The sequence below is a fragment of the Mesorhizobium sp. B2-8-5 genome (assembly GCF_006440675.2).
Taxonomy (GTDB): Bacteria; Pseudomonadota; Alphaproteobacteria; order Rhizobiales; family Rhizobiaceae; genus Mesorhizobium.
On sequence record NZ_CP083951.1, the window covers coordinates 2,193,862 to 2,216,877 of the forward strand.

Here is a 23,016-nt window from a genome sequence, read left to right on the forward strand (position 1 = left end):
ATCCCGGCTCGATTTTAGTTCGCATGCTAGGCATTAATCCGCCATGCCTTGATAGCGGGGCATTGGTTTTGGCCTCCCTCGAAAACAGGGAGACGGAGAGACACTGACGACAAAAGCCATGCCGAATGCGATGCTCGTCGCGGCGTGAAATCAATTTCACATGCTCGCGGGAGTATATCACTCAGCCAACACTGCTGGCCGTTGTGGACTAGCTGCTGGTGCAACAGTAGACCAGTTGGCCCTCATCCAAGCACTTTGGCTCGATGTTCCCAACCTTGGTTGTTGAGACGACGGTAATGTCGCCGTTCTGGCTCTTTTTGCACTCCATGCACTGCGATTTCGAGGCGCACAACTTGTCGATTAAGGCTGCATAGGTTGGCGCACTTGTGTCCAAAAAGAACAGCTTCCCAAGCAAGGCTTGGTCTTGATCGGAGCCTTGGAGCTGTATCGAAAGATGTGCGTTTTTATCCTTCTCCAGCTGCGCTACCAAGTTCCTCAGTTCACCGCTATGCGAAACTGACCGTGGCGGACTTGGCGCGCTAAATTTGTACAAGGCATAGAAAATTAGCCCCCCGAAAACAAGTATAAATAATACCGCAATAAGTCCGGAAAAAACGGGACCTATCTGCGAGAACGAAAAGCCAAGCCTGTCGCTGCCGTATTGATAAAACAGGTAGAGGGCGAGACCCGGAATGCCGAAGCTGACCAGTGCAGTTACTATCTGTGCCATTGGACTACCGCTATTTACAAGTTCCGTTTTTACTGGAGCTTTGCGCGATTATCATAATGTGAAAGTCGTTCAATTCTGCGTCAACACAGCCCTCCTTGTTGAAATTTTGAACCATGCCTTCGAGGAATAATGAGTTCGTGAAGATGGCCCCAAATTTGTCGGCCAGTTCCTTGAACCGCTCCGGGGGCACGGCTGTGGCGGCCACGGTGGCAAGAACACTGGCAGTTACCGGTTCTTTGCTCCACGCTTCGAGCGCGCTGAAAGCTGTCTTGGGAGATGCAAAATCAATCTTATAGCCCGCAGCCTGCCACTTACTTGGATCGGCGAAATCACCGGAGGCGTCAGATGCCGGGAAATTAATGGTGCAATAATCAGCACTCTCGCTTCGGGAGCAACTGCCGGCACCTGCAGCCTCTGCCTCATGCTGGTCGCATTTGCACGTCTTGGCGATTACCGCACTGTTCAAAGACCCAAGCACAAGCGCTGTGGCGTAAAAAAATCGGAGCAAACGCATTGCCGCCTCCCTCAAAGCGGGTTTGAAATTAGTTGTAGAAGAAGTTTAGGACAAGCCACACGCCGGATTATGCACTACCGACTTTCGGGCATGTCTTTGTGGGAATTTGACGGGGCGAAAGCAATTTGGTCGGTATGCATGACCCCGCCCTTCAGGGTGCTCAGCTTTCGCGAGAGAGCGGGCGATTAGACAAGGGGCGAGGGCTGGATGCCGGACACAACATTCAAGGAAAAATCTCATCGCCGCCGTTCCCTTCGAGAGGACCCAATACGACGTGGTGAGATAGCGCAAAAGATTGCAAGCGCGATCAATGCCACCGTTTCGAACGAAATCATCTCCGGCATGCATGAGCCGGTGATCACGACATCAATAAGAAACAAACTGGAAGAGATGTCGCAACGTGGCGATCTGAACATTCAGGGATATTCCCTTGCCGTCTACGGATGCGAAGCAGTGGCAATGGGGAAGTCGTCACAGGAGATAACGACCGGGATCGATCTCTATTTTGGCGTCGAGATATCTGATGATGACTACGTTTCCAAGGGTTTGCTGATACAGGCGAAGAAGGCCAATCAACTGCGAGGGGAAAAGCTTATAACCCAGTGTGCAAAAATGACCCGGCTTAACCCGGAAGCTTACGTCTGGATTTATGAACCCGAAGGCGTCCGCATACTTTCGGCGTCGAGTATACTCGGGCGACGCGAGACCAGCGTCGCCAAACTCAAGCGGGAGGATATGGTGGATCATATAGACGCAATTCTGGAATGTTCCAAAGGCTCACCATTTCTTGCTCTGCCCACCGGACCAAACAAGCGAGCAGCGCTTAGTGAAATGATGAACCAATTGCATGCCAAAGCGGCCTTGGAACTGGTTATCTCCCGCAGTTAGACATCGATCTAGCCGATAGCGCCCGTCTGTTACGATAGGTCTGCGGTCGATTTAGTTCGTATGCTAGGCATTAATCTGCCATGCCTGATGGTGGGAAACAGGTTGTGGTCCTCCCTCGAAATAGGGAGACCGAAGATGTTCCAACCTCTACCGTTGTTTGACGCAGCCAATCCGACTTTCCGGATACTGGCGTCCGATCACAAAGCCCCGACCATCGAGCCACTGCACACGTCGCCATGGGTAGCTATGTCCGCGATGCAGAAGGGTATCCGCCGGGGTGATGTCGATCTTGCCACCCGCGCCGCTGCTGCCCTCTTGAAGGCCGATCCGGCGAAGCTATGGCGGCGTATGGCGGGCATCGCCTTCGAGGATGTGGGTCTGGCGTCGGTCGAGACGGTCAGATTGGTCGTGGCAGCCACGGCAGGCAAGACCTTCCGTCAGCGGTTTGGCGGGGAATGGGTTGTGGCATCGCTGCTGGTCGAGCGCCTCTGTGCTACCCCGAAATGCAGGGCGAGTGATGACCTGTTTCTCTCGGTAAGTTACAATCATGAGCTTGCCGAGTTACGGGCCTCTCTGGCAGGCGAAGACCTTCCCGAGCACCTTTGCCGCATCAAGGAGCGTGGAGCGCTTCTGGGAGCATCCCTCGCGGCGCTAAACGCCTCTGGCGTCAGGTGGGAGGGGCACGTCACGGGCAAGGTAACCGACGCCAAGGAGCGCAAGGCTTTGGGAGCCTCGGTGTTGTTAACGATGGTAGCGGGAGAGCGCTACCGCCTTTCCCCCCACTCATCCAGCTGCCAGTTCCGGCTTCGCTGCAATGGGTGAGTTGAGGCTATCGTATTTGGCTTTTAGATGCCATCAGCATCCAGAAATTGGCTTCGCGACGCACGATTCCGCGGCATTTCTCACCCGATTTCATTTGGTATCGATCACATGGAAACCAGTATCGCTGGAACCGGACTGGTCGTCATCATATGGCGCCCTTCGCCGGGGGCTGTCGGTCCCGCATCCCGCCTTACGGCGGCGCTATGCTGATGCTCCTTCGGCCGCCCCTGTTGAACCGGTCTCAGGCCATGAACCTGCTCCAGCACCGAACTGACTTATTTGCGCTTATGGACATTTCGGTGCCTCCACTTTGTACGCCCTTTTCACATTGGTCAGGAGAGCAGTGGACTCTCCTGAAGGAGAGTCTGAGAAGGGCCGGCTTTTCAGCGACCGGTTGATAACGGAACGAGAGGAGCAAAGCCCTTGCTCTCCTGCCGAAGGATCGCACCTACGGCGTGTGATCGTCAGCGGCCCGTCGGGAGCGAGCGCCGATTTTGGGCCCGACTCGAGGCGTATGCGCACGGGTGAAGCCTTCCGGCTCCCGTTTGGTTACGCCCGTGACAAATTGGGTGGCTGCGAAATATCCGATAGGGGCTCATTATCGTCCAGGTGCCTCTCCGACCGTGTCGCAATCGACAAGCGGTCCTAAGTGAACCTTATAAGCTGCAACGTGCGCGCTTGCAGGCAAGCCGGCAATTTCATTCACGAGCTTGCTTCGGATCGCGTTTGCAAAGTCGGCTGTGCTCGCGACGGTGACAATGAACGTCCCGGAACCGCCAATAACACAGCTCTCATAATAGAACTCAACAAAGCCCGGCCCAAAGCTATCCAGCGTGTCGTGTGCGTGCAGCGAGATCACCAGTCCATTGATGGTCACGCCGTCGGCTATGAGCGCGTCGTGCACCGGTTGCAGAGGTAGACCGGCATTGTTGGGCCCGTCTCCAGAAACATCGATGACTTGGCGATCGCCTGCGGGCCCACCCGCCAGCAGCTTGCCCGCCAACAGAAGCGCCCCCGAGATTGATGTGCCGAGCCCTCTGACGATTGGTTGGGCCCGCAGCGCCTGGGCGAAGGCGGCGGCATCTTCGGGCCCTTCTAGAATAGTCCATGGAATGCGCACGCTCTGGTGGTTCGGGCCTGCCCATTCGACATAGGTTATGCCAATTCTGCCGCGCCGGCCGGATTTGATTGACTGCCAAACTTTGGCATCCTGGAACGCTTCGATATAGCCTTGCCGCTGCAGCCGTTGTTCCGCCTCGCTCATTGAAGAAGATACGTCGACGCTCAGAACCAGTTCGAGATCCACCGAGGCAACCGGCTCCGCCGCGGCCGACATCGACATTGTTAAGCTTACCGCGACAGCGAACAGTCGGCCTCGTGCCTGTCCTGTTTGTGCAGCGCGGCGTGGAACGAAGCACATCATCTCAGCGCGTCAACTCGATGGTCGATCGGAAGATGCTGCCGGCGACTTCGTCTGCCATCACCCGTTTGGGTGTATGGGTGAATATTAGGACTGCGCTTCTGCTATAATGTCGGCCGAATCCAGCGCCAACGTGCTGAGATTTCTGCCTGTCCAACCGCGGAGATGGTGGATGCCTGAGCAGGCAATGAAAGTTTGTTACGACGCCCTTGGCACCGGCACGCGAAGGGCGGTCGCCGAAGATTGTCTCTTTACGAAAGATTCAAAGCTACCTACTGCCCGGCCAGGATGGCCAGGCGTACCTATCGTCGCTCTTCGTTACGTCCCGCAAGCGGCGTAGATTGACTTGCTGTACTGAATTTCACCCATCTGTGATATCGTCGCGCGTGAGTGGTAACTCGTCCAAATGAAGGTGGGTTCGAATGGCTGCCGACGCAATCGCACTTGCCATCGAGGCTTGCTACGACGCCGCTTTCGAATTTGAGCGGTGGCCGGGAGCACTGCAAGGACTTGCGGATTCACTGGGCGCGAGTAGCTGCGCTCTCCGCACCTGCGAACAAGCGCACCCTTTTGCGGCCGATCAGCGTAATAAAGTCGGCCGCGTGCCGGACTCGACGGAACATGCTCAATTTTCGGCTCTTTGGCACGAGCGGATCGGAGACGCTCCGAGTCCACATCTTGAGAGGCCGCAGCTGCTGGCGAAACCCCCGGTCAGTTTCACCGTCGAGGACGAAATCACAACTCCGGAGGAACGGAAGGTTCTGCCTTATTATCGAGAGATCGCCCGTCCTGGACACCGAGAATGGTGGGCCTCCGTCGGCACAGTGGTGAACAACCGCAAATGGTGTGTGTCGCTGTACCGCGATGCTCATATCGGACCGTTCTACCCGAGCGAAGCTGACCATTTCCTGAGGGTGGCGCCGGACTTGAGCCGGGTCATCAGTGCAGCAGAGAAGTTCGGGGAATTGTCTGTCGGTCCGAGCCTAGTTACTCTTGATCGGCTCAATTGTGGCGCAGTGCTGCTAGACAATCGTGGATGCGTGAGGCGGTTTAACGAACGCGCAGCGACCCTGTTCGGCTCCGACCTCGTTGTCCGACACGGCCGAATCCGCGCGACCGATCAGCCGAGTGACGCCCGTCTTCAGGGCTTCCTCAGAGCCGCCGTTTCGGTTGTGTCGGTTCGGTCCAAACCTGTTGTCATTACACGCCAGGGTTCCCCCTGGCTCATAGCGGGGGTGATGCCCCTGACTGCACTAGGGCATGATCTGTTCAATGGAGGCGACATTCTGCTGTATTTCACAAATCTTATGACCGAGCCGGTTCTAGATGAGCAATTGCTGAGCCTAACTTTTAAGCTGACAGTAGCGGAAGCCCGCCTAGCATCGCAATTGGCATCCGGAGAAGGCATTGGCACGGCGAGCGCAAAATTGGGCATTAGCCGGGAGACTGCCCGAACGCAGCTGCGGGCTGTCTTTGCGAAAACGGGGACGTGCCGGCAGGCCGAACTGGCGGCACTGTTGTCCCGCTTGCGTATACCTTCTCTGCATTAGACGGCCGCTGTCCCAGTTCAGTTTGGCCACAATGTTAGAGAGAGGCGATCCAGGGTCGGCCTTTGGTCATAATGAGCCTACCTATCCGCTACATGCAGTGCAGCTTTGCGCGTCTAAGCGGAAGTCATCCCGCACGCGCGAATACGCTTGCTTGACAGTGACGAAACGACCCCATGTTCCGCATGAGCTCAAATCGATTTCCCTGAGGTGGGTACGGCCGACTGGTAGACTTCTCAAACAATGCCGATCCGACGCGTGACCTGGCCGTTGCTTTCCCAGTATGTATGTTTCCTGGTAATCCATGGATCATCCATGGCAGGCTGGATTTGTCCCGCCATATCAGTGGCACGCGAGGTGACCGTGTGCTCGCCCTTTGCTGGGTCTTTCCAGTCGAGGTACCACACCTTCCAGGCGAATTCAGCTTCTTCACCATGGTCTATCGTCGCTTCAAGCCATGGGCCGTTATCAACCTTCACTTCGACCTTGGCGATTGGGGCCCCCCAGGCTGCGCCGCTGATCCGGTATCCGGCATCGCTACGCGTCACTCTGGCAGGCGCCGACTTCAGCAATGCACGGCCGACCGAGGTCTCGGCCCACACCGTCTCGCCATTGTGCTCTTCCTCTCGGATGGTGACGTAGTCTCGCGCCATCAATTGACTCATGAAGCGCTTGTTGCGTATCTCAATGAGCTTAAGCCACTTGACGTTGGCGATGCCATACCATCCAGGGGCGATGAGCCGCACCGGGGAACCGTTGGGTGGCGGCAGCGCGGCTCCATTCATCTCGTAGCAGAGGATGTTGTTGGGGCTCATCGCATCGGCGAGCGACATGCTGCGGGCGAAATTCTGATGCATCTTGACGTCGCGGTTATTGTCCTTGAGAGCGATGTCACCGACGTCAGTGCCCCAGAAAACAACTTCGATGCCGTTTTCGTTGACCCCTGCCTCCTCAAGTATGGCGGCGAGCGGCGTGCCGGCCCAGCGGGCGTTGCCAATGCCGCCGGTAAAGAATGGAAAACCATGATTGCCCGAACATTCCACCGTGAAAGCCACTTCTTGGCGCGGCCGCGACTTGATGTCGGCGAGCGACAGGCTCAGAGGCTTCTTCACCAAGCCATCAATTTCCAGCTTCCAGGCATTCACATCGATGCTTGGCCGATCAAAATGAGCGATGCTGAAGAACTTGTCATTAGGCGTCACCCATGAATCCATATCCTCCCAGACAAGCTGGCTCTGGATGACCGCGGGAACAGGATTGGGCTGCGGCTGGTCCAGCCACGGGATCACGGTCTCACCCGCCCGGCTTGGAAAGGCTTGGGCAAACTGTGAATTGAAGACCGCCAGTGCGGCAACGGCCGCGCTGCCTTGAACGATGAATTCGCGGCGTGCAAGATGATGCATAATGGTTCCTCCTCCAGTGTGAAAAGCTGTTTTCTCCTCCAGGCATAAAAGTGACAGCGGCCCGAATCGCACGAGGGGATGCCGGCCGAGGCGGGCAAATCTTGAGAGCGCTCGGATCTGGCGAGTAGAAGCGCGCCGTGTTTAGGCGGATTCTCCCGCTCTCAGTCGCAGGCTCTATCAGGTCCCAGCCAGCGATGCGCAAATGTACGCCTTATGTGCGTTCGTGGCGAGGGCAAACGTAAGGATCCCCTAATTAAGAAACGATTGATACAATCAAGAAGGGTCTGTCCGCCGATTGCGTCCATCCTGTTCGGCGAGATCAGCGCTTGTTAGGTTGTTGCACCAGCTATTCTGGAGAGCCTCCTGGTTAATCACCCATCTCGTAGCTGCCACTAGCTCCTGCGCCGCAGTTCAACGCAATATACGCCACCGGCCGACAGGCTCGCACAGGTCGAAAGCGGAATGGCGGCTTCTGGCTAGTTCGCTCCAGAGCCGGATCGTCGGCTTCCGCGAACCAACCCGCCGGACCGCAACGCGCCCTCATCTCGGACGCTCGGCAAACTTTACCTTCGCTCGAAAGCGGACGGTCTGCCGAAGGTAAGATGAGTGCATGCTCGACGATGGGCCTGATCCAGCAATGACCCCGATGTTATGTCGATGATCATCGCCGCCGTCTTCCTACTGCTCACATACACCGAAATGCGGAGATGAGTTCTCGGACCGACTGGATCCTATAAAAAGCCGGCCTTTTTGAAGCCGGAGAGGAAGAGCTCGAAGGATGACGGGTCTGCGAAGGGAAGGTGGGCAAGGTAGCCGAGCGAGAGGTCCGGTTGCCGACTCAGTGTAGCCTTGACTGCGACATGCGCGTTTTCCATCTCGCCAAGATGTGCGTAGGCCGCCGCAAGAAAGGCATGGATGAAGAACTGGTCGCCGGCCTTCCGATAAGCGTCGATGGCCTCGGCATATCGGCCGAGCAGGAAGAGCGCGCTGCCCTTCACCTCCCAGAACCAGACCGGGGGCAACGGGTCGAGCAGTATGGCCCTTTCGAGGACCGCCAAGGACTGCTGAGGCTGGCCGCCGTAGTTGAGCCAGCTTGCATAGTCTCCGGCAATGTTGACGTCGTGCGGATTGAGCGTACGAGCCTGCTGGAAATGCAGTCCGGCATCCCCATGCAGGCGCATATGTACGAGCACGAGACCCATGCTCTGGTTGCATATGCCGTCATTCCGGTCGAGCAGGAGCGCCGTGCGCGCAGACTGCAAGGCACTTTGCAGCGTACGAGGATCGCGGTCGTACCAGAATCGCGCAACCAGGCACTGCGCCAGATAGGCATGACCTTGAGCAAAAGCCGGATCGAGTTCGGCGCTCCGGGCGAACATGGATTCGCCCTTGTCCATTTCATACTGATGGTAGTGCGCGCGACCCTGCAAGTAGTAGTCGTAGGCGGCCCAATCGGCCGGCGGGGTTCGCCGCGAGCGGCTAGTCGCATCTGCCTCGGCAGCGCCTTGGACGGTTGAAGCCACGAGGGCCGCCACCTCCTCCTGAACCGAAAAGATGTCCTCAAGCGCCTTGTCGTAGCGTTGAGCCCATAAATGGAAGCCGCTGGCGCCGTCGATCAGTTGCGCTGTGATCCGGATGCGGTCCCCGAGCCGTCGCACGCTGCCCTCGACGAGGTAGCGCGCGCCGAGTTGCCGGTGGACTTCCGCGGGATCCGGCGCTGGTCCACAAAACTGAAAAGCTGAATTGCGGGCGATCACCACGAGCGACCGGTATCGCGCCAGTTCGGTGATGATATCTTCGGTGATGCCGTCGCTCAGATATTGTTGGTCCTCATCGCCGCTCAAATTGGCAAAGGGCAGCACGGCGATGGCGGGTTTGCCGGACGGCGCGATCGGTCGCTGCACTGAACCTTCCACGCGCTCGACAGGAGCGGTGAAGCGGTAGCCGACGCGAGGCACGGTGGCGATCCAGTCGCCACCTTGGTCGGTAGGGCCGAGCGCCTTCCTCAGGGTCGCAATCTGGACGGTAAGATTGCTTTCCTCGACCGCCAGGCCCGGCCAGGCGGCTTCCATCAGCTCGGCCTTGGTCAGGATGTCGCCGGGCCGGGCCGCAAGCGTGGTGAGCAGCGTGATGCCGCGATGCCCGATGGAGATCGGTATCTCTTGCCGCAGGAGCGTCCCCTTCACAGGGTCGAGCACGAACGGACCAAAGGCGAAGTGATGCATCCCGCCATATTAGACGTTTCGGAATTTTTCGAAACAGTTTCGGCCGCGCTTTAGTACGCAGGTCCGCGCATCCGCCAAAGTAGCGTCATCGATTTAGCAGCACCAAGAAAGGACGAGCCAAATGAGCACGCAACTCTCTCTTACCTCAAGATTCTACCAGTCTTTCTGGAGCGAACAGCGGACGTGGACGACTGGACCGGCATCGGTCTTGGCGAGACTCATCGCCCTGCGCGGCCTCTGGCGCGAGCGCATATACTATCGCGAGGAGCTGAAGCGACTGGCGGAAGATGGGCCTCAAAGGGTCGACGACGTCGGTCTCACCCTGGCTGCCGTCGAGGCGGAACTGCAAAAGCCGTTCTGGGAGGCGTGACTTGCATTCATAGTTTGAACTAGTATCTCCCTGACTGTCGAAGCGCTTGCGGGCTTCAAATTCGGGGTGCCGCACTCGAACTGTAATCATTGCCGCTCAAAATGAGCCGCTGAGCAGCGGCTTTCGGGGAAGTGCGGGGGGCTTGGGAAGGTCCGGGATGGCGGTCGATAGCGGCCATTTGGCTTGCATAGGCTAACGTCTGCTCCGCTATTATCGTCACAGCAGAAGGGCCAGTCCGCACGCGACCCCGCCGCAGTCAGCTCCATCTAGTTACCCCTCCCGCCCAATCAAGGCCGAGTAGAAATGAGATGGGTTACTCATCACCATGATGCTGCGGCTCGTGGCCGTGCCGCCTGGAATGCGGGAAAGACCGTCGGAACGAAACGCCCTTTGACGCAGAAACAAATATGGGCAACCCGCTTCTTCTTGGATCGAGACGGGAGGATTGCGACGCATTCTCTGCGCAGAACACAGGCTGCAATGATCTACAAGGCGACGGGCAATGTGCGTGCCATTCAGATCCTGCTCGGGCATACCAAGATCGAGAATACAGTGCGGTATTTGGGCGTCTATATCGAAGACGCTTTGCTCTTAGCAGAACGAACTGGAATCTGATGCCGTAGGGGGGCATCCGTGTACGCGGATGACCTCTTCGCTCGACGGCATTGTTGTGCTGCGAGTTCGGGCTGGGGAAACGGGCTGCCAGGTTTCGTAATGTCTTCGCGATCCTGACGGACTTGGCCATAGTCGTGTCAGGTGTGGTCAAGAGCTACGAAGTCAACGCATAGCAGTAATAAAAGAACAGAGATGTTTGGGCCAAATGAATGAAAACTCTGATCCAGAACATTGATTGTGGCGGCTTCTAGATGGTCTATTTCTTGGTAAAAGGCCGCGAATTCCAATTTTATTGAGTGTTTTCGCTATCATTAGGTATATGAATATCAACCATTAAAAGGGTTGGATTGACAAAATCCACACCATAGCTGGTTGTCAGCAGTACTGACTTGAATTCGTATCACGGTGGCATGGGATGGTGGGCGGGGAACCGGACGACGTGCGGGTGAAATCTGCCGGCACCGAGTGGGTAGTCCGCGCCGTCGAAAAGGGGACCGCAACCATTCACCTATTCATCAACAAATTCAGAGACTAGTCTTCATTTTAGTTTATCGAACTTTCTCATATGGTCTGTATCCCAAAATATTTGCCCTGCGCGTCTCCCGCCACCATACCCCCCTCCCTTGTGAACATCACGCAGCAACGTGGCCGAGCAGTCGGCCTCGACTTTACGAATGGTCGAGCCGATTAGTACCCATTGTCAATCGGTGGCTTCAGCACGACGGTCAGCGAAGAAGATCGGCAAGTCTCGATGACGCTCACTCAGGATCACTATGGCTATTTCCTGATTGGCTACTTCACCGGAAGCCCACAGATCTCGGTGAAGTCGGTTGCAAAGCAGACCGGACAGGAAACCATCTGCATCATCGCCCAGGATCCCAAGGGCGCCGGTGTGCTCAAAATCGAGGGGAACGCCAAGGTTACTGCCAACGGCTGCTCGGCCTATTCCGGCTCCTATGACAACAAGGGGCTCTCGGTCAAAGACAATTCGACCCTCATGACGAAGGTCACCTGCACGGTAGGAGGTTACGAAGGTTCCTCGAGGAACTACTCGCCAGCTCCAATCACTGACTGTCCCTGGATTTCTGACCCGCTTGCGGCACGGGCGCAGGAGGTGGACCAAACCTTGCCGAACGGCTGCGACTTTCATAAAACCGAAATCAAGAATGCTCAAGCAACGCTGACGCCGGGAACCTACTGCCAGGGTCTGAAGATTTCCGGAGGTGCAAAGGTTACGTTTTCACCGGGGCTGTACATCATTCGCAATGGCCAATTCAGCGTGGACGGAAAGTCGTCGATCAGCGGCGAGCAGGTGGCCTTCATCTTCATGGGAGAGCAGGCCACGTTGAACTTCGCTCATGACTCGAGCGTATCTCTATCGGCTCCTGAAAGGGGATCATGTCCGGAATCGTGCTCTACGCCCAGCCAGTCGGCATGAAGATCTGCGACTTCAAAATCCAAAGCAGGGACGCCGGTCGGATTATCGGTACAGTCTACCTTCCTAATGACAACCTCACAGTCGGAGGTGATAAGGATGGGGATGGCTTGTGCGACACTGACGAAACGATGACACTTTCGCAGCCTGTAGCGGAGCAGTGCCTTTCAGATGTTGGAACCGTCTCCGCCTGGACCGCGATCGTGACCTACAAATTGCACGTGACTGCTGGTGCTACCCTCGTGATCAACTCGAACTACTCGGCATCGAAAATACCGGCACCGGACGGCATTGGCCCTAACAGTGCGCGAATTGTGCTGGCGCAGTAACGGTGCGGTCCATTTTGTGAATCGAGCCAAGCGGATCGCGCCGGTCGACGTTGGGCAGTGCTGACGTCCGGCGTCCAGTCGCGGTCGGCCCCTTTCGTGCATAGTCTCCGAGCGGCGAGGCCACCCCTGGTCAAACCTCAGTTCCCCTCCTAAGACAGTGCGAGCCTGACTTATTCAGCTTTTCGCCGCAATGCGCGCGAGATCGGCACAGTGATCTGTTAAGGTCAGCTCGAATTCGCCCGGCAAGCCTTGAATGGGCGTCAAATAAGCCCGGTCATATGGATCAGACGCAAGATCCGCGTGCCGATAGCCAGGACGAATTCACCACCATTGGCGGCCAGGTCCCAGCCGAAAAATGCCGCCCAGCAGGAGAGCAGAATAGTAAAGCGCATTAGACTATTCTAAAATACAGTAATTGATGGATCGTTAAGGTATGGAGAGCCCGGCTCGCGGCATCGAGAAGAGCCTCAATTGCAAGATGGGCGGACCGGGCCGCTTCGTAGTTCGGGTACGGAGGCGCACCGCCACACTTGCCGGGAAGATCCCGCCCTTCAATTTGCACAAATCCGATAACACGGGGATACCGCTGCAGGAGTGTTCCGCTTTGAGGGGGACTGGCTTCTTTCGGACGAGTAATCGTAGCTGCGGACGTTCAGCTCCGCCTGAGGCTGTGAATTGCATGAAGCATCGTCAACGGGGTTGCAACGAGACATTCGGTGTCGCGCGCAATTCATGTCGGTTACATAAATCCGTTGCGACGGTCTCGTACATGATGGGGACGGCTTTGTTTGAAGCCGTCCCTGGAAAAAAGGATGGAAAAATGTCGAAGCTCCCCGGCAAGACCGAAACGATCGAAGACGTCGAATCCCCCACCTTCGACCCGTCCAAAGCTACCGAGCAAGTTCGAGCTGTTGTCGACCAGGGCGTTGAGCAGTCGAAGCAAGCGTTTTCCAAACTGAGTTCGGACGCCGAAACAACACAAAAGGCTCTTGAGTCGACCTTTGAGGTGGCCAAGACCACCGGCAACGAGGTGTCCCTGAAGATGATTACGGCTCTGAGGGACAATGCCGAAGCCGGCTTCACACACCTTGAGGCGCTGGTTGCCGCGAAGTCGCTGTCCGAGTGCATCGAATTGCAGACCGCTTTCCTTCACAAGCAGATCGAAAAATCGGCCGAGCAGGCCAGAGACCTCCAGGCCGTGATGATGAGGGTTAGCGAGGACATGTCCATGCCGATCAAGAATGCCTTTGAGAAGGCTTTGAAGGAACGCAAGGCTGCCTGATTGCCTCAGACATCCGAGACCGAAGGTCGTGCCTAGTCTCTGGGCCCATTCCGCCGGTCTTCTTCCATTTGGTCGGACGGCTTTTGTCCGCCCGACCGCTTCGGCGTGCTATCGCTGGTTTCGAGGTTTCTCAGCCCGTGTCAGCAATAAGTTGCAGAGTGATCGGCAATCATTGGGACGCAAGGCTCGCCTCACTAAGCCTCGCCGCTCACTCGCCCTGCGATGGCGAATGCCTGTAGGTTTTTGACCTTTCCGTGGTCCTGGTCAGCGTTAGCGATAATCGAGAAGAACGCCGCGCGGACGATGTCTTTCTTTGACGCGTCCGGGTGTTCCTTCCTTGCCGCCTTCAACAGTTGTTTCGGCGTCATATCTGGCGTCACAATCCGCATCAGAGTGTCGCTGATCGACTGTAATTCCGTTGCATCCATTGGGAAACTCCGTCCCTGGCTCCCCACCAACAACTTTTGCAGAGCGCCATTGTTAGCTGAAACTAAATTCACGTTACAATGGGAGACGAGCCAGCGCGCGTCCCGGCTGCGTCGGCTGTCTCATAAGGGCGAAAGCGCTTCGCTGCAACGGCGTCAACCAGCCAGCGCGTCCCAGTGCCGCTTGGAAACGGGGAAGCCGTGCCGACAATTCAGTCTTCCTTCAAGTCTTCGGCTTCGTCCCTGAGCTTGGTCCAGTCGGCACCATACTTTCGCAACAATGCGCGTGCCTGTTTCGGCGTGACGTCGGCAATTTCCGTCAGGTGCTCTACCTCCAGCTTTTGCCCCTTCGCCACGCGGCTCGCCTTCTTCTTTTTTTCTTTGGTAGCCATCTCCTATGTCCTTCTCTTGCATCCTCGGATGAACGAGAACTGACAGGTGTGGTTCCGGCTCGCGTATTGTCGTCTGTCGACTTGAGGTCCGGCTACAGTTGGTCGAGGCGAGCGGTTGTTTGTGACAGCTTTATGACGCACCATGCGAGTTGGGGTTCCCTTCGATTGTCGTGAAGTTGCGCGGCGCCGAGGACATCATGCAGGAAACGGAACTGAAGCTCGAGCTTTCGCGAACGGGTGCGGGATCGCTCCTCAAGAAAAATCCGTTCGGATCCTCGCCTACCGTTCTCCAGCAAAGATCGATCTATTTCGACACCCCGGGATGGGACCTGTCCAAGCGCGGCCTGTCGCTTCGCATTCGGCAATCGGGAAATGAACGGATACAAACCGTCAAAGCCAGCGATGACGCCGCGGCCGGATCGTTCGCACGCGAGGAATGGGAGCAACCGGTCGCCGGCGATATACCGATGCTTGACGATCCGGAGATCCGAGACCTGCTCGCCGGGGCTGGCCCCAAACTCGCGCCCCTGTTCGAGGTTCATGTCAAACGGCATCGTTGGAATGTGACGGACAGCGGCGCCACGGTCGAAGTCGCTTTGGATCTTGGCAAGGTCGTTGCAGCCGATCGCGAGGCGCCGGTCTGCGAGATCGAGTTTGAAAAGAAGGCGGGCTCACCGAGAGCGCTGTTTGCACTCGCCCGGAAAGTCGACCTGATCACGCCGGCGCATGTCGGGGTGCTGAGCAAAGCTGAACGGGGCTATCACCTGCTTGGCAGGGCACCCGGTGCTGTGAAGGCGGCTTCGACACTGCTCACCTCCGAGATGAGCGCGGCAACGGCTTTCGCGCGTATCGCCGCTGCCTGTCTCAGACAGTTTCGTCTCAATGAAAAGGTGCTGGGGTGGTCCCGCGATGCCGAGGCCCTGCACCAGGCCCGCGTGTCGCTGCGGCGGCTGCGCTCCCTTTGCTCGATCTGCAAGTCGCTGTTCCATGACAGCCGTTTCGACCACCTGCGAGAAGAATTGAAATGGCTCGCCTCGGAATTTGGCGATGCGCGCAATATCGACGTGATGATCGACCGCGCTTCGAGCGAGGCTCTTTCAAGCCGTCTTCAAAACGCGCGAGACGACGCCTATACGGCGGTCGAAGCATCGCTCTCCTCGGTGCGCGCCCGCTCCTTGATGATCGATGCTACCGAGTGGATCTCCATCAGGGACTGGCCGACCGACCAATCGGACGAAACGTTGCGCGAGCAGTCGTCAAGGGATTTCGCCTCCGGTGTATTTGAGAAATTTTGGAAAAAAGTGGCGAAGGGCGGCAAGAATCTCATCGATGCCGATGACGAGACCCGCCACAAAGTGCGCATCGCCGCAAAGAAACTGCGCTACGCTGCGGAGTTCTTCGAGCCGCTTTACAACAGCAAGGCGGAAGCCAAACGCCATCGACGGTTCATCGACGCGATGAAGGGCCTGCAGGATCAGCTCGGTAACCTCAACGATATCGCCACCGCCCCCGATATGCTGGCAGCGCTGGAGCTTTCGGACGTGGCTGGTGCGCAGGATCTCTTCAGCGCCGACGACAAGTCCAAGCTTCTCAAAGAGGCCGCGGAAGCACACGACGCCTTTGTCAATACCAGGCGCTTCTGGCGTTGAGGCAGCATGCGGAGGGAGTGACTCCAGCACCGATATGCCCGCCGCTGGGTTCTCAAATGCAATGCCCGCTTCTCGCGCAAACTAAGCGTATTCCCGGCAATGTCCGCTTTCGGCGAATGGAGAAGTCCACGTAATGACTGACGTTGGGCGCGTTCCTGACTTTCAGTCGGGGAAAAGCGGATAAGGCGAATGGCGGCTGACCTCAAGACGACCCACGACTACCGAGGCGTGGACGACCGCTTTGCGCCCAAAACCGGTCGTTCAGAGGTGTTTGCCGACTACCCGGAAGCGGACATTTGCCCTTGGTGAAATCAACGTCCTCCTTGCCGGATTATCCGCGGTCATTCGTTTTGGACCGCCCGGCGCAACGACCCGAAGCGCAAGCGGTATTGCATCGGTGTAATACCGACCTTGCGGCGGAACAGGCGCCCGAAGAAACTCGTGTCCTCGTAGCCGACCTCATTGGCGATCGCCTCGATGGCCTCGTCGCTCGTTTCCAGCAGCCACTTGGCTTCTTCGAGCCGCAGCGCGTGAACATAGTCCAACGCCTTCATGCCCGTTGCCTTGGCGAAGCGACGCGCGAAGGAGCGTTCGGGCAAACCTGACAGGCGCGCCATGACGGCGACCGGTGCCGGATTGCGGAAATTCGATTCCGCCCATTGCTGACTTTGCTTGATCACTGCGTCGCTGGTCTGCCGCGAGCGCGCCAGCGTGGCGAAGGGCTGCTGGCCGAGGTCGTGCCATTGCAGCATGTAGACCCTCGCCACCTCGATCGCCTCACGAAGACCGACGAAGCGCGCGATCAGATACAGAGCCAGATCCTGCCAACTCGATCCGCCACCAGCCATGACGATGCGCTGCGCCTCGCCGCTCAGCACCAGCGACTGCTCCACTTTCACCTTTACGCCGGGATAGTTGTTCGTCAGCGTGTCGACATAGCCCCAGTGGATTGTCGCCTCGCGGTTCGCGATAAGCCCGGCTTCGCCCAGCAGCACCGCGCCTGAACAGGCGCTCGCCAGCAGCGCGCCTTCCTCATGCACGCGCTTCAGCCAGCGCGCTTCAGGGTCATACTGCCCGGCGACGCTTTCGCCCGGATTGACGAAGAAATCGGGGATGCAGACGATATCAGGACGCGGACAGTCGGCAATCGTGTGATCAGGGTGTACCCAGACGCCGTTCGCAGCGCGAAACCGGTCTGCTCCGCGCGCCACGACGTAGGGCCGCATCCGCTGGTCACCAGCCATGCCCTGCGTGATGAAGCGAAAGTCCCGCCCCGGCGAGGAGAACAGGTCGACCATCCCATAGAGCGCCGAAGCCGTGACCTCGGGCACGGCGAGGATCGCCACATTGAACGGAGCCACCTGTTCAGGCATGGCAGAAATGACCGTTTCGTTGCGTTTTCGACTTTAGCCGGCGCATTCGTTCCGCGCTAGCATTCTGGAAACGGAGGATGGGACGATGAACGCGACGACCACGCCTTCGCTTTCGCCAGCCAGCATCGAAAACCTTCGCTCCAGAATGCGCGGCGAGGTGCTGGTTCCGACGAGCGAGGCCTACGATGCCACCCGGGTCGTTTGGAACGGCATGATCAACCGAAGCCCAGCCCTCATCGCCCGCTGCCGGAACGCCGCCGATGTCATGGTCTCAGTAAATTTCGCGCGCGAGCACAGACTCGCCATCGCCATCCGTTCTGGCGGCCACAATGTCGCGGGTTATGCGGTCTGCGACGGCGGATTGATGATCGACATGTCGCCGATGAACGCGGTGCGCGTCGTGCCCGGCCTCGACCGCGCCATCGTCGGTGGCGGTGCGACCTGGGCGGATGTCGACGCCGCGACGACGCCTTTCGGCCGTGCCACGCCGGGGGGCCTCATCTCCGCGACCGGCGTTGCGGGCCTGACATTGTCCGGCGGCATCGGGTGGCTCCGCGGCACTCATGGCCTCTGCGTCGACAATCTCGTCGCGGCCGATGTCGTCACCGCCGAGGGCAAGCTGATCCGCGCCGACGAGACGGAAAACCGCGATCTTCTCTGGGCGCTCCGCGGCGGCGGCGGCAATTTCGGTGTCGTGGTGAGCTTCGAGTTCAAGCTGCACCCGATCGAATCTGAGCTGATGTTCTGTGGCCCCGCCTATCCCGAGGAACGCGCGGACGAGGTCATTGCGCGCTGGCGCGACTTCATGGAAACGGCACCGGACCGGCTGAGCGGACTCGCTGAATTCTCGACGCTGACTGACGATCCTTCCCTCCCCGAGCCCGCGCGCGGCCGGCGCGTAGTGTCACTTGCGCATGTGTATGACGGCCCGGCGGATAAAGGCGAACGGATCGTAGCGCCGCTCCGCGGTTTTGGCGAACCGCTGGTCGATTTCAGCGGCCGCATGCCCTATCGCACCATTCAGTCACTGTACGACGCGCTGTTTCCGAAGGGGCGCGACCGCTGCTACTGGAAATCAACCTATCTCTCCCGCCTCGACGACGGCGTCATTGCGGATATCGTGCGGCAGATGGCGAAACGTCCGTCCGAGATGACCTTCGCCTCGATCTGGAAATTCGGCGGCCACGTGCAGCGCGTGCCGGAAGACGCGACCGCCTTCGGCGACCGGTCCATGCCCTACATGCTGAGCCTCGACGCGATCTGGTCGAGGGCTTCGGACGACGACGCGAATATCGGCTGGGTGCGCACCTTCTGGCAGCACATGCAGCGACACTCGACCGGCCGGCTCTATCTCAATTTCCCAGGCCATGGCGAAGGCGCCGACCTCGTCCGCGATGCGTTTGGCCCTCAGGCTTACGGACGTCTTCAACAGGTAAAGCGGCGCTATGATCCCGAGAACATCTTCCGGATGAACCAGAACATCGATCCTGGAGCCGCATAGTGACCCTGGAGGCTGAATTTCCTCGACCGACGATCCTTCAAAACAAACTCTCCTGCGCCTTTTGGGGCTTCGATCAGCTCATCTAGCCGGAGGCCAAACGGCAGCTGTCCGCTAAACGCGCTCTGATAGCGGACCGACGGCTCTCGGCGCAAAACGCGACATCAGAACATCTGCTCTGCAAAGACCGCTTCTGGCGCATTTGCGACGTTCGTTGGCACCATAAGGTAGCGGGCTCGGCCCGGAAATGATTTGAAGATTTTTCGGACAGGGCGCTACCAAGGCTCATGTTTTTATTGTGATTTCAATAGCTTATAAGTAGGTTGGTAGCGGGAGAGCTACCGCCTTTCCCCCCACTCGGAGAGCATGCGATCTTTTACAGTGTCGGGCATGATGGCCTGTCTCGGTGCTGCAAAGACCGGTAGGGAACGGGAGAGTCTGACCCGAAAGCTATCCAGGACGCGAACGGCAGCTCTGCGCCTCATGTCGGTCATCGAGACCCATTTCTGCGGTCCCCGAAAGCGGACATTGCGAGTGCCAAGCGGCAGATCGCTCTCCAGAAGCTGCTAGTCCGCTTTCGTGAAGAGTTTCGGGCGCCGGCAGGCGTACGAAAGTCCCCGAGGAAGGAACCCGCGTTCCGTCATGGGGCGCTGCAGCCTTGCTCGTTACTCGGCATCGCCCGGGTACGTCGCGTCGAGCGTCACGATCTGCCGCCCTCTCCAACCACGTGCTCGAGCTGACGGCGGGCGGCGACGGGCAGTATCAGTCGAGCCCGGCTAGGCGCAATCCTTCGATATAGCGCGCGCGATCCTTTTCGTGGATGATGGGGTGGTATTTCTCGACCCAATCCACGGACACGGATGGATGTAGGCGCCGCGTTTGTGACAGCGCGTGGGTGGCGGCCGCGTGATCGCCCGCCATGCCTGCGGAGGCGGCGTAGGTGCGCCAGGCCGTCCCGAAATTCTGCCTGAGATCCACAGCCCGCCGCTCGAACTCGGCTGCCTCGACATAACGCCCGGCCATGAAATGACAGAGCCCGATGACGGAAAGGCTTCCCGCCTGCGTGAAGTCGCGCGGGCTGAGCCGGTCGGCAAGCGCGACATGGTGCAGGCCGTCGTCGGGCATGCCGGCATAGGCATAGGTCGATCCAAGGATCATGTGCGCGTAGGCGAGGCTCGGATTGAGGGTGATCGCCTCAGATAGGGCTTTCACGGCGGGATCGAAACGGCGCGAGGCCATATGCACGAAGCCCGCGGCGAAGTGCGTCCAAGGGTCTTCCGGATCGCTGCGGATCGCCCGTTGCGCCATGTCGTGGGCGGTCGGCAAGGTGGCTTCGGCATCAGCCAGTCCAAGCATCACCTTTGCGCCGAGGCCCCAGGCTACCAGGCAGTTGGCGCGTGGATAGTCGGGGTCGATGTCGATAGCTTTTTTCAGCAGCCGCTCGGCGATCTCGAAATCCGGCATCGAACCCCAGGTCCAGACATAGGGCATCGCCTTCATCACGAACCCCCAGGCGTCTAGGCTGCCGGGCGACCGGCTCTGGAAACGCTCCTGCTCGGCCACGTAGAGTCTGGGCTCGATGGCACCGATCACGCTTTGGGCGATCTCGTCCTGCAGCGCGAAGAAATCGGCGATTTCGGCATCATAACGCTCCGCCCATATCTGGCGCCCGGTGTTGGCATCGCTCAACCTGGCATTAATCCTGAGCCGCTGTCCGGAACGGCGCACGCTCCCATCGAGCACATAGCGCACGCCAAGTTCGCGCCCGATATGCTTCACGTCGACCGCTTTACCGCCATAGGTGAAGGAAGAGTTGCGGGCCGAAACGAAGAGCCAGCGCAGCCGCGCAAGGCGAGTGATGATGTCTTCGGCGAGACCGTCGCCGAAATATTGCTGCTCGGTGTCGTCACTGAGATTCGCAAAGGGCAGCACGGCAATGGAGGGCCCGGCCTCCTCCTTGTCGGATGGGGTCGAGGTCGCGTCGAGGGACTCTACCGCGCCGCCGAAGCGGTACCCGATCCGTGGGACGGTTGCGATCCACTCGGTATCGTCGGACGCCGGCCCAAGCAGTTTGCGCAGCAATGCGATTTGGACGGAGAGGTTGCTTTCCTCCACCGCCGCGCGCGGCCATGCCGCGTCCATGAGCTCTGCCTTGGACAGAACCTCGCCGGCTCGCATCACCAGCGCTGCCAGCAGCAACACACCGCGATAGCCGACGGGAACGGGAAGGCCTTGCCGGAGCAGCGTCCCTGCCTCCGGATTGAGCTCGAACGGGCCGAAGGCAAAACGCTTCCCCATCATGGAACAAACTAACATCTTTTTGGAGCTTCTCGGAACTATTCGGCCATGCGCCCGCGACCTTGCCGCGCGCCGGGCTCACCCTGTCGCAGTGTTTCGAGACAGGAGAGCCGAGATGTCCGCTGTTGTTTTCTACCGTATCGGGTTTGAGACCGAGACCACCCAGGTAACCCCGGTGAGCACTCCGCGCCCCCGCGTCGAAGAGTTTCGCGCAGCCCTCGATCACTATATGGCGGCCTACATCGCCTGTCAGAAGCGCCGCACGAAGGCCAGGAATGCCGCGTCTGTCGGCGGCCGCCGCGACCGTTCTTTCGCATGTCACCTGCGCAGCAATGGCCATCAAGATTGATATTGATCCGGTGACGGCTTTCGCCTGCTCGGCTTGGCTCCAAAAGGTTTTGCGTCTTTACGCGCGCCTGTCGAGCATTTGTCTCAACATATGAAGGACCAGCCGCAGGATAGGGCAGTGACGTCCCTCCTATGCCGAGGCGGGATGGCGCCCGGGCGTTCCGACCATGACGACGAGATGGAAAGGGGATGGCTTTTGCCATCCCCCACCAGTGGTCTCTATCTGTGGCCACGCTGCCCTATTCGAGCAGATCGGGTCGTTGCCTGAGGATGCGGTGGCAGAGCGGCTGGCATTGAAACCAGCCCGCTGTGGGCGTTCCGTTCACCGCGCGAGCGGCTCGGGCGTTGGCCGGATCGACCTGCAGCGGCGTCCCCACGCTCTCGGCGAGGAACTGCGCCTGGCAACAGCGTTCCATTGAAATGAACCACCAGACTGCTTCGTCGACACTCTCACCGACCGTAAGCAGACCGTGATTGCGCAGGATCGCCGCTTTGTGAGCACCAAGGCACTCGGCGATCCGCGCCGCCTCGATTGCCTCGGTGATCAGCACCCGCGTGTCATCGAAAAAGACGTGATCCTCATAGAACGCGCAGGCGTCTTGCGTGATCGGATCGAGCAGCCGGCCCACCGCCGACCACGCCTTGCCATAGATGGAGTGGGCGTGCGCGGCCGCGACGACATCCGGCCGCGCCGTATGGATCTGATGGTGAATGGCGAATGCGGCTACATTGACCGGCATCGTGCCCTCGACCACATCGCCGGAGCCGTCGACGCGAATGAGGTCCGAGACGGTGATATGTGCGAAATGCATGCCGAACGGATTGACCCAGAATGTATCGGCGAATTCCGGATCACGTGCCGTGATATGTCCGGCAACGCCTTCGCTGAAGCCCAACTCCGCGAATATGCGGAAGCCAGCAGCGAGCCGCTCCTTTCGGTGTTGCCGCTCCTGCTCCAGAGTTTCGAAGCGCGGCGGCCCCCGCCGTTTGAAAAACGGTTCATAGGCCTGCTGTTTGCGGATGGCTAAATCGCTTTCAGTGTCTGGAATTGACTTGACGACGTTCATGGCGCGCCCTCCTTGGGGTCTGCACCGTCGGCGTGACGGCACGCCTCAGATTGGGGAAGCTTCTTGCGCGCGTCTCGAAGGCTGCATCAAGTGTTCCGAATTCTTCCGAATGGATACCGAAAAGAGTTGAGTGTCGCGGCAATGATCTGAATTTCACCTTGCGCCGGATCGAAGCCACGCTTGCCGGCACCGGACTGTCGCGAAGCGACATTGTCTCCTGCACCTGTTATCTCGTGCGCAAGGAAGACCTCCCCGGCTTCAACCAGGCGTATCACGCCTTCTTCAGTGAAGACACCCTGCCGGTCCGCACGACTGTGGTAGCCGATCTGGTTCTCGATGCGTTGCTCGAAATTTCGATTATCGCACAGTGCTCAGACAAGTGATTG

23 protein-coding genes are annotated in these 23,016 nt (G+C 58.6%); 12 read left to right on the forward strand and 11 right to left on the reverse strand.

What is annotated here, in order from left to right; all coding sequences use genetic code 11:
- Positions 1–208: 208 nt before the first annotated feature.
- Entirely contained in the window at positions 209–730 is a 522-nt protein-coding gene (locus FJ430_RS10565) for a hypothetical protein (RefSeq protein ID WP_140708330.1), read from the reverse strand.
- A 10-nt stretch (positions 731–740) separates the two neighbouring features.
- Entirely contained in the window at positions 741–1,244 is a 504-nt protein-coding gene (locus FJ430_RS10570; protein ID WP_140708328.1) for a hypothetical protein, read from the reverse strand.
- Between the two features lie 207 nt (positions 1,245–1,451).
- Here FJ430_RS10570 and FJ430_RS10575 point away from each other — a divergent pair, with 207 nt between their 5' ends.
- Positions 1,452–2,132 (forward strand): hypothetical protein, encoded by a 681-nt coding sequence (locus tag FJ430_RS10575; protein WP_140708326.1) that lies wholly within the window; start codon positions 1,452–1,454, stop codon positions 2,130–2,132.
- Between the two features lie 135 nt (positions 2,133–2,267).
- Positions 2,268–2,954 carry a hypothetical protein gene (locus tag FJ430_RS10580; protein ID WP_181167047.1) on the forward strand — a complete coding sequence of 229 codons (687 nt, stop codon included), beginning with the start codon at positions 2,268–2,270 and terminating at the stop codon, positions 2,952–2,954.
- A gap of 598 nt (positions 2,955–3,552) precedes the next feature.
- On the opposite strand, the gene FJ430_RS10585 is transcribed toward FJ430_RS10580, so the two are convergent.
- Entirely contained in the window at positions 3,553–4,296 is a 744-nt protein-coding gene (locus tag FJ430_RS10585) for a DUF1194 domain-containing protein (protein ID WP_181167046.1), read from the reverse strand.
- A gap of 500 nt (positions 4,297–4,796) precedes the next feature.
- Between FJ430_RS10585 and FJ430_RS10590 the strand changes: the two genes are divergently transcribed.
- Positions 4,797–5,924 carry a helix-turn-helix transcriptional regulator gene (locus FJ430_RS10590; RefSeq protein ID WP_140708320.1) on the forward strand — a complete coding sequence of 376 codons (1,128 nt, stop codon included), beginning with the start codon at positions 4,797–4,799 and terminating at the stop codon, positions 5,922–5,924.
- 233 nt (positions 5,925–6,157) lie between these two features.
- Here the strand turns inward: FJ430_RS10590 and FJ430_RS10595 are convergent, their stop codons facing one another.
- Positions 6,158–7,324: a sulfite oxidase gene (locus tag FJ430_RS10595; RefSeq protein ID WP_140708318.1), complete on the reverse strand. Its 1,167-nt coding sequence runs from the start codon at positions 7,322–7,324 to the stop codon at positions 6,158–6,160.
- Between the two features lie 731 nt (positions 7,325–8,055).
- Positions 8,056–9,549: a winged helix-turn-helix domain-containing tetratricopeptide repeat protein gene (locus tag FJ430_RS10600; protein ID WP_140708315.1), complete on the reverse strand. Its 1,494-nt coding sequence runs from the start codon at positions 9,547–9,549 to the stop codon at positions 8,056–8,058.
- A 208-nt stretch (positions 9,550–9,757) separates the two neighbouring features.
- Between FJ430_RS10600 and FJ430_RS10605 the strand changes: the two genes are divergently transcribed.
- The 4 genes from FJ430_RS10605 to FJ430_RS10620 all read left to right on the forward strand — a co-directional run bounded on the left by FJ430_RS10605 (position 9,758) and on the right by FJ430_RS10620 (position 12,298).
- Positions 9,758–9,919: a DUF1127 domain-containing protein gene (locus FJ430_RS10605; RefSeq protein WP_226892136.1), complete on the forward strand. Its 162-nt coding sequence runs from the start codon at positions 9,758–9,760 to the stop codon at positions 9,917–9,919.
- A gap of 303 nt (positions 9,920–10,222) precedes the next feature.
- Positions 10,223–10,534, forward strand: coding sequence for a tyrosine-type recombinase/integrase (locus tag FJ430_RS10610; protein WP_140708311.1), 312 nt, complete (start codon positions 10,223–10,225; stop codon positions 10,532–10,534).
- A 751-nt stretch (positions 10,535–11,285) separates the two neighbouring features.
- A complete protein-coding gene (locus FJ430_RS10615; RefSeq protein ID WP_140708309.1) occupies positions 11,286–11,972 on the forward strand; it encodes a hypothetical protein in 687 nt (228 codons plus the stop codon).
- Positions 11,933–12,298, forward strand: coding sequence for a hypothetical protein (locus FJ430_RS10620; protein WP_140708307.1), 366 nt, complete (start codon positions 11,933–11,935; stop codon positions 12,296–12,298). Before FJ430_RS10615 ends, FJ430_RS10620 begins: the two co-directional genes overlap by 40 nt.
- 260 nt (positions 12,299–12,558) lie before the next feature.
- Here the strand turns inward: FJ430_RS10620 and FJ430_RS31595 are convergent, their stop codons facing one another.
- Complete coding sequence (locus tag FJ430_RS31595) at positions 12,559–12,690, reverse strand: hypothetical protein (RefSeq protein WP_264296139.1); 132 nt, start codon at positions 12,688–12,690, stop codon at positions 12,559–12,561.
- Between the two features lie 428 nt (positions 12,691–13,118).
- On the opposite strand from FJ430_RS31595, the gene FJ430_RS10625 reads away from it, so the two are divergent.
- Entirely contained in the window at positions 13,119–13,580 is a 462-nt protein-coding gene (locus FJ430_RS10625; RefSeq protein WP_140708305.1) for a phasin, read from the forward strand.
- A 194-nt stretch (positions 13,581–13,774) separates the two neighbouring features.
- Here the strand turns inward: FJ430_RS10625 and FJ430_RS10630 are convergent, their stop codons facing one another.
- The gene (locus FJ430_RS10630; RefSeq protein WP_140708303.1) at positions 13,775–14,008 is read right to left on the reverse strand and encodes a hypothetical protein; all 234 of its coding nucleotides are present in this window, start codon (positions 14,006–14,008) and stop codon (positions 13,775–13,777) included.
- 209 nt (positions 14,009–14,217) lie between these two features.
- Complete coding sequence (locus FJ430_RS10635; RefSeq protein ID WP_140708301.1) at positions 14,218–14,397, reverse strand: hypothetical protein; 180 nt, start codon at positions 14,395–14,397, stop codon at positions 14,218–14,220.
- 197 nt (positions 14,398–14,594) lie between these two features.
- On the opposite strand from FJ430_RS10635, the gene FJ430_RS10640 reads away from it, so the two are divergent.
- On the forward strand, positions 14,595–16,046 hold the full coding sequence (locus tag FJ430_RS10640) for an inorganic triphosphatase (protein WP_140708298.1): 1,452 nt from the start codon (positions 14,595–14,597) through the stop codon (positions 16,044–16,046).
- Between the two features lie 341 nt (positions 16,047–16,387).
- On the opposite strand, the gene FJ430_RS10645 is transcribed toward FJ430_RS10640, so the two are convergent.
- Positions 16,388–17,419 carry a GlxA family transcriptional regulator gene (locus tag FJ430_RS10645; protein ID WP_140708296.1) on the reverse strand — a complete coding sequence of 344 codons (1,032 nt, stop codon included), beginning with the start codon at positions 17,417–17,419 and terminating at the stop codon, positions 16,388–16,390.
- An 85-nt stretch (positions 17,420–17,504) separates the two neighbouring features.
- On the opposite strand from FJ430_RS10645, the gene FJ430_RS10650 reads away from it, so the two are divergent.
- On the forward strand, positions 17,505–18,920 hold the full coding sequence (locus tag FJ430_RS10650) for an FAD-binding oxidoreductase (RefSeq protein WP_140708294.1): 1,416 nt from the start codon (positions 17,505–17,507) through the stop codon (positions 18,918–18,920).
- A 759-nt stretch (positions 18,921–19,679) separates the two neighbouring features.
- On the opposite strand, the gene FJ430_RS10655 is transcribed toward FJ430_RS10650, so the two are convergent.
- Positions 19,680–21,218, reverse strand: a complete 1,539-nt coding sequence (locus tag FJ430_RS10655; RefSeq protein WP_181166817.1) for a winged helix-turn-helix domain-containing tetratricopeptide repeat protein — start codon at positions 21,216–21,218, stop codon at positions 19,680–19,682.
- Between the two features lie 112 nt (positions 21,219–21,330).
- Here FJ430_RS10655 and FJ430_RS10660 point away from each other — a divergent pair, with 112 nt between their 5' ends.
- Complete coding sequence (locus FJ430_RS10660) at positions 21,331–21,564, forward strand: hypothetical protein (protein ID WP_140708290.1); 234 nt, start codon at positions 21,331–21,333, stop codon at positions 21,562–21,564.
- A 238-nt stretch (positions 21,565–21,802) separates the two neighbouring features.
- Here FJ430_RS10660 and FJ430_RS10665 read toward each other — a convergent pair whose 3' ends face one another.
- Positions 21,803–22,630, reverse strand: coding sequence for a class II aldolase/adducin family protein (locus FJ430_RS10665; protein WP_140708288.1), 828 nt, complete (start codon positions 22,628–22,630; stop codon positions 21,803–21,805).
- 32 nt (positions 22,631–22,662) lie between these two features.
- On the opposite strand from FJ430_RS10665, the gene FJ430_RS10670 reads away from it, so the two are divergent.
- Positions 22,663–23,013, forward strand: coding sequence for a RidA family protein (locus tag FJ430_RS10670; protein WP_140708286.1), 351 nt, complete (start codon positions 22,663–22,665; stop codon positions 23,011–23,013).
- Positions 23,014–23,016 lie beyond the last annotated feature (3 nt).

Excerpts from the sequence above, each read along its gene's own strand:
- FJ430_RS10565 (WP_140708330.1), bottom strand. The coding sequence starts at position 730 with ATGGCACAGATAGTAACTGCACTGGTCAGCTTCGGCATTCCGGGTCTC.
- FJ430_RS10570 (WP_140708328.1), bottom strand. The coding sequence starts at position 1,244 with ATGCGTTTGCTCCGATTTTTTTACGCCACAGCGCTTGTGCTTGGGTCT.
- FJ430_RS10575 (WP_140708326.1), top strand. The coding sequence starts at position 1,452 with ATGCCGGACACAACATTCAAGGAAAAATCTCATCGCCGCCGTTCCCTT.
- FJ430_RS10580 (WP_181167047.1), top strand. The coding sequence starts at position 2,268 with ATGTTCCAACCTCTACCGTTGTTTGACGCAGCCAATCCGACTTTCCGG.
- FJ430_RS10585 (WP_181167046.1), bottom strand. The coding sequence starts at position 4,296 with ATGTCGATGTCGGCCGCGGCGGAGCCGGTTGCCTCGGTGGATCTCGAA.
- FJ430_RS10590 (WP_140708320.1), top strand. The coding sequence starts at position 4,797 with ATGGCTGCCGACGCAATCGCACTTGCCATCGAGGCTTGCTACGACGCC.
- FJ430_RS10595 (WP_140708318.1), bottom strand. The coding sequence starts at position 7,324 with ATGCATCATCTTGCACGCCGCGAATTCATCGTTCAAGGCAGCGCGGCC.
- FJ430_RS10600 (WP_140708315.1), bottom strand. The coding sequence starts at position 9,549 with ATGCATCACTTCGCCTTTGGTCCGTTCGTGCTCGACCCTGTGAAGGGG.
- FJ430_RS10610 (WP_140708311.1), top strand. The coding sequence starts at position 10,223 with ATGAGATGGGTTACTCATCACCATGATGCTGCGGCTCGTGGCCGTGCC.
- FJ430_RS10615 (WP_140708309.1), top strand. The coding sequence starts at position 11,286 with ATGACGCTCACTCAGGATCACTATGGCTATTTCCTGATTGGCTACTTC.
- FJ430_RS10620 (WP_140708307.1), top strand. The coding sequence starts at position 11,933 with ATGTCCGGAATCGTGCTCTACGCCCAGCCAGTCGGCATGAAGATCTGC.
- FJ430_RS31595 (WP_264296139.1), bottom strand. The coding sequence starts at position 12,690 with ATGCGCTTTACTATTCTGCTCTCCTGCTGGGCGGCATTTTTCGGCTGG.
- FJ430_RS10625 (WP_140708305.1), top strand. The coding sequence starts at position 13,119 with ATGTCGAAGCTCCCCGGCAAGACCGAAACGATCGAAGACGTCGAATCC.
- FJ430_RS10630 (WP_140708303.1), bottom strand. The coding sequence starts at position 14,008 with ATGGATGCAACGGAATTACAGTCGATCAGCGACACTCTGATGCGGATT.
- FJ430_RS10635 (WP_140708301.1), bottom strand. The coding sequence starts at position 14,397 with ATGGCTACCAAAGAAAAAAAGAAGAAGGCGAGCCGCGTGGCGAAGGGG.
- FJ430_RS10640 (WP_140708298.1), top strand. The coding sequence starts at position 14,595 with ATGCAGGAAACGGAACTGAAGCTCGAGCTTTCGCGAACGGGTGCGGGA.
- FJ430_RS10645 (WP_140708296.1), bottom strand. The coding sequence starts at position 17,419 with ATGCCTGAACAGGTGGCTCCGTTCAATGTGGCGATCCTCGCCGTGCCC.
- FJ430_RS10650 (WP_140708294.1), top strand. The coding sequence starts at position 17,505 with ATGAACGCGACGACCACGCCTTCGCTTTCGCCAGCCAGCATCGAAAAC.
- FJ430_RS10655 (WP_181166817.1), bottom strand. The coding sequence starts at position 21,218 with ATGATGGGGAAGCGTTTTGCCTTCGGCCCGTTCGAGCTCAATCCGGAG.
- FJ430_RS10660 (WP_140708290.1), top strand. The coding sequence starts at position 21,331 with ATGTCCGCTGTTGTTTTCTACCGTATCGGGTTTGAGACCGAGACCACC.
- FJ430_RS10665 (WP_140708288.1), bottom strand. The coding sequence starts at position 22,630 with ATGAACGTCGTCAAGTCAATTCCAGACACTGAAAGCGATTTAGCCATC.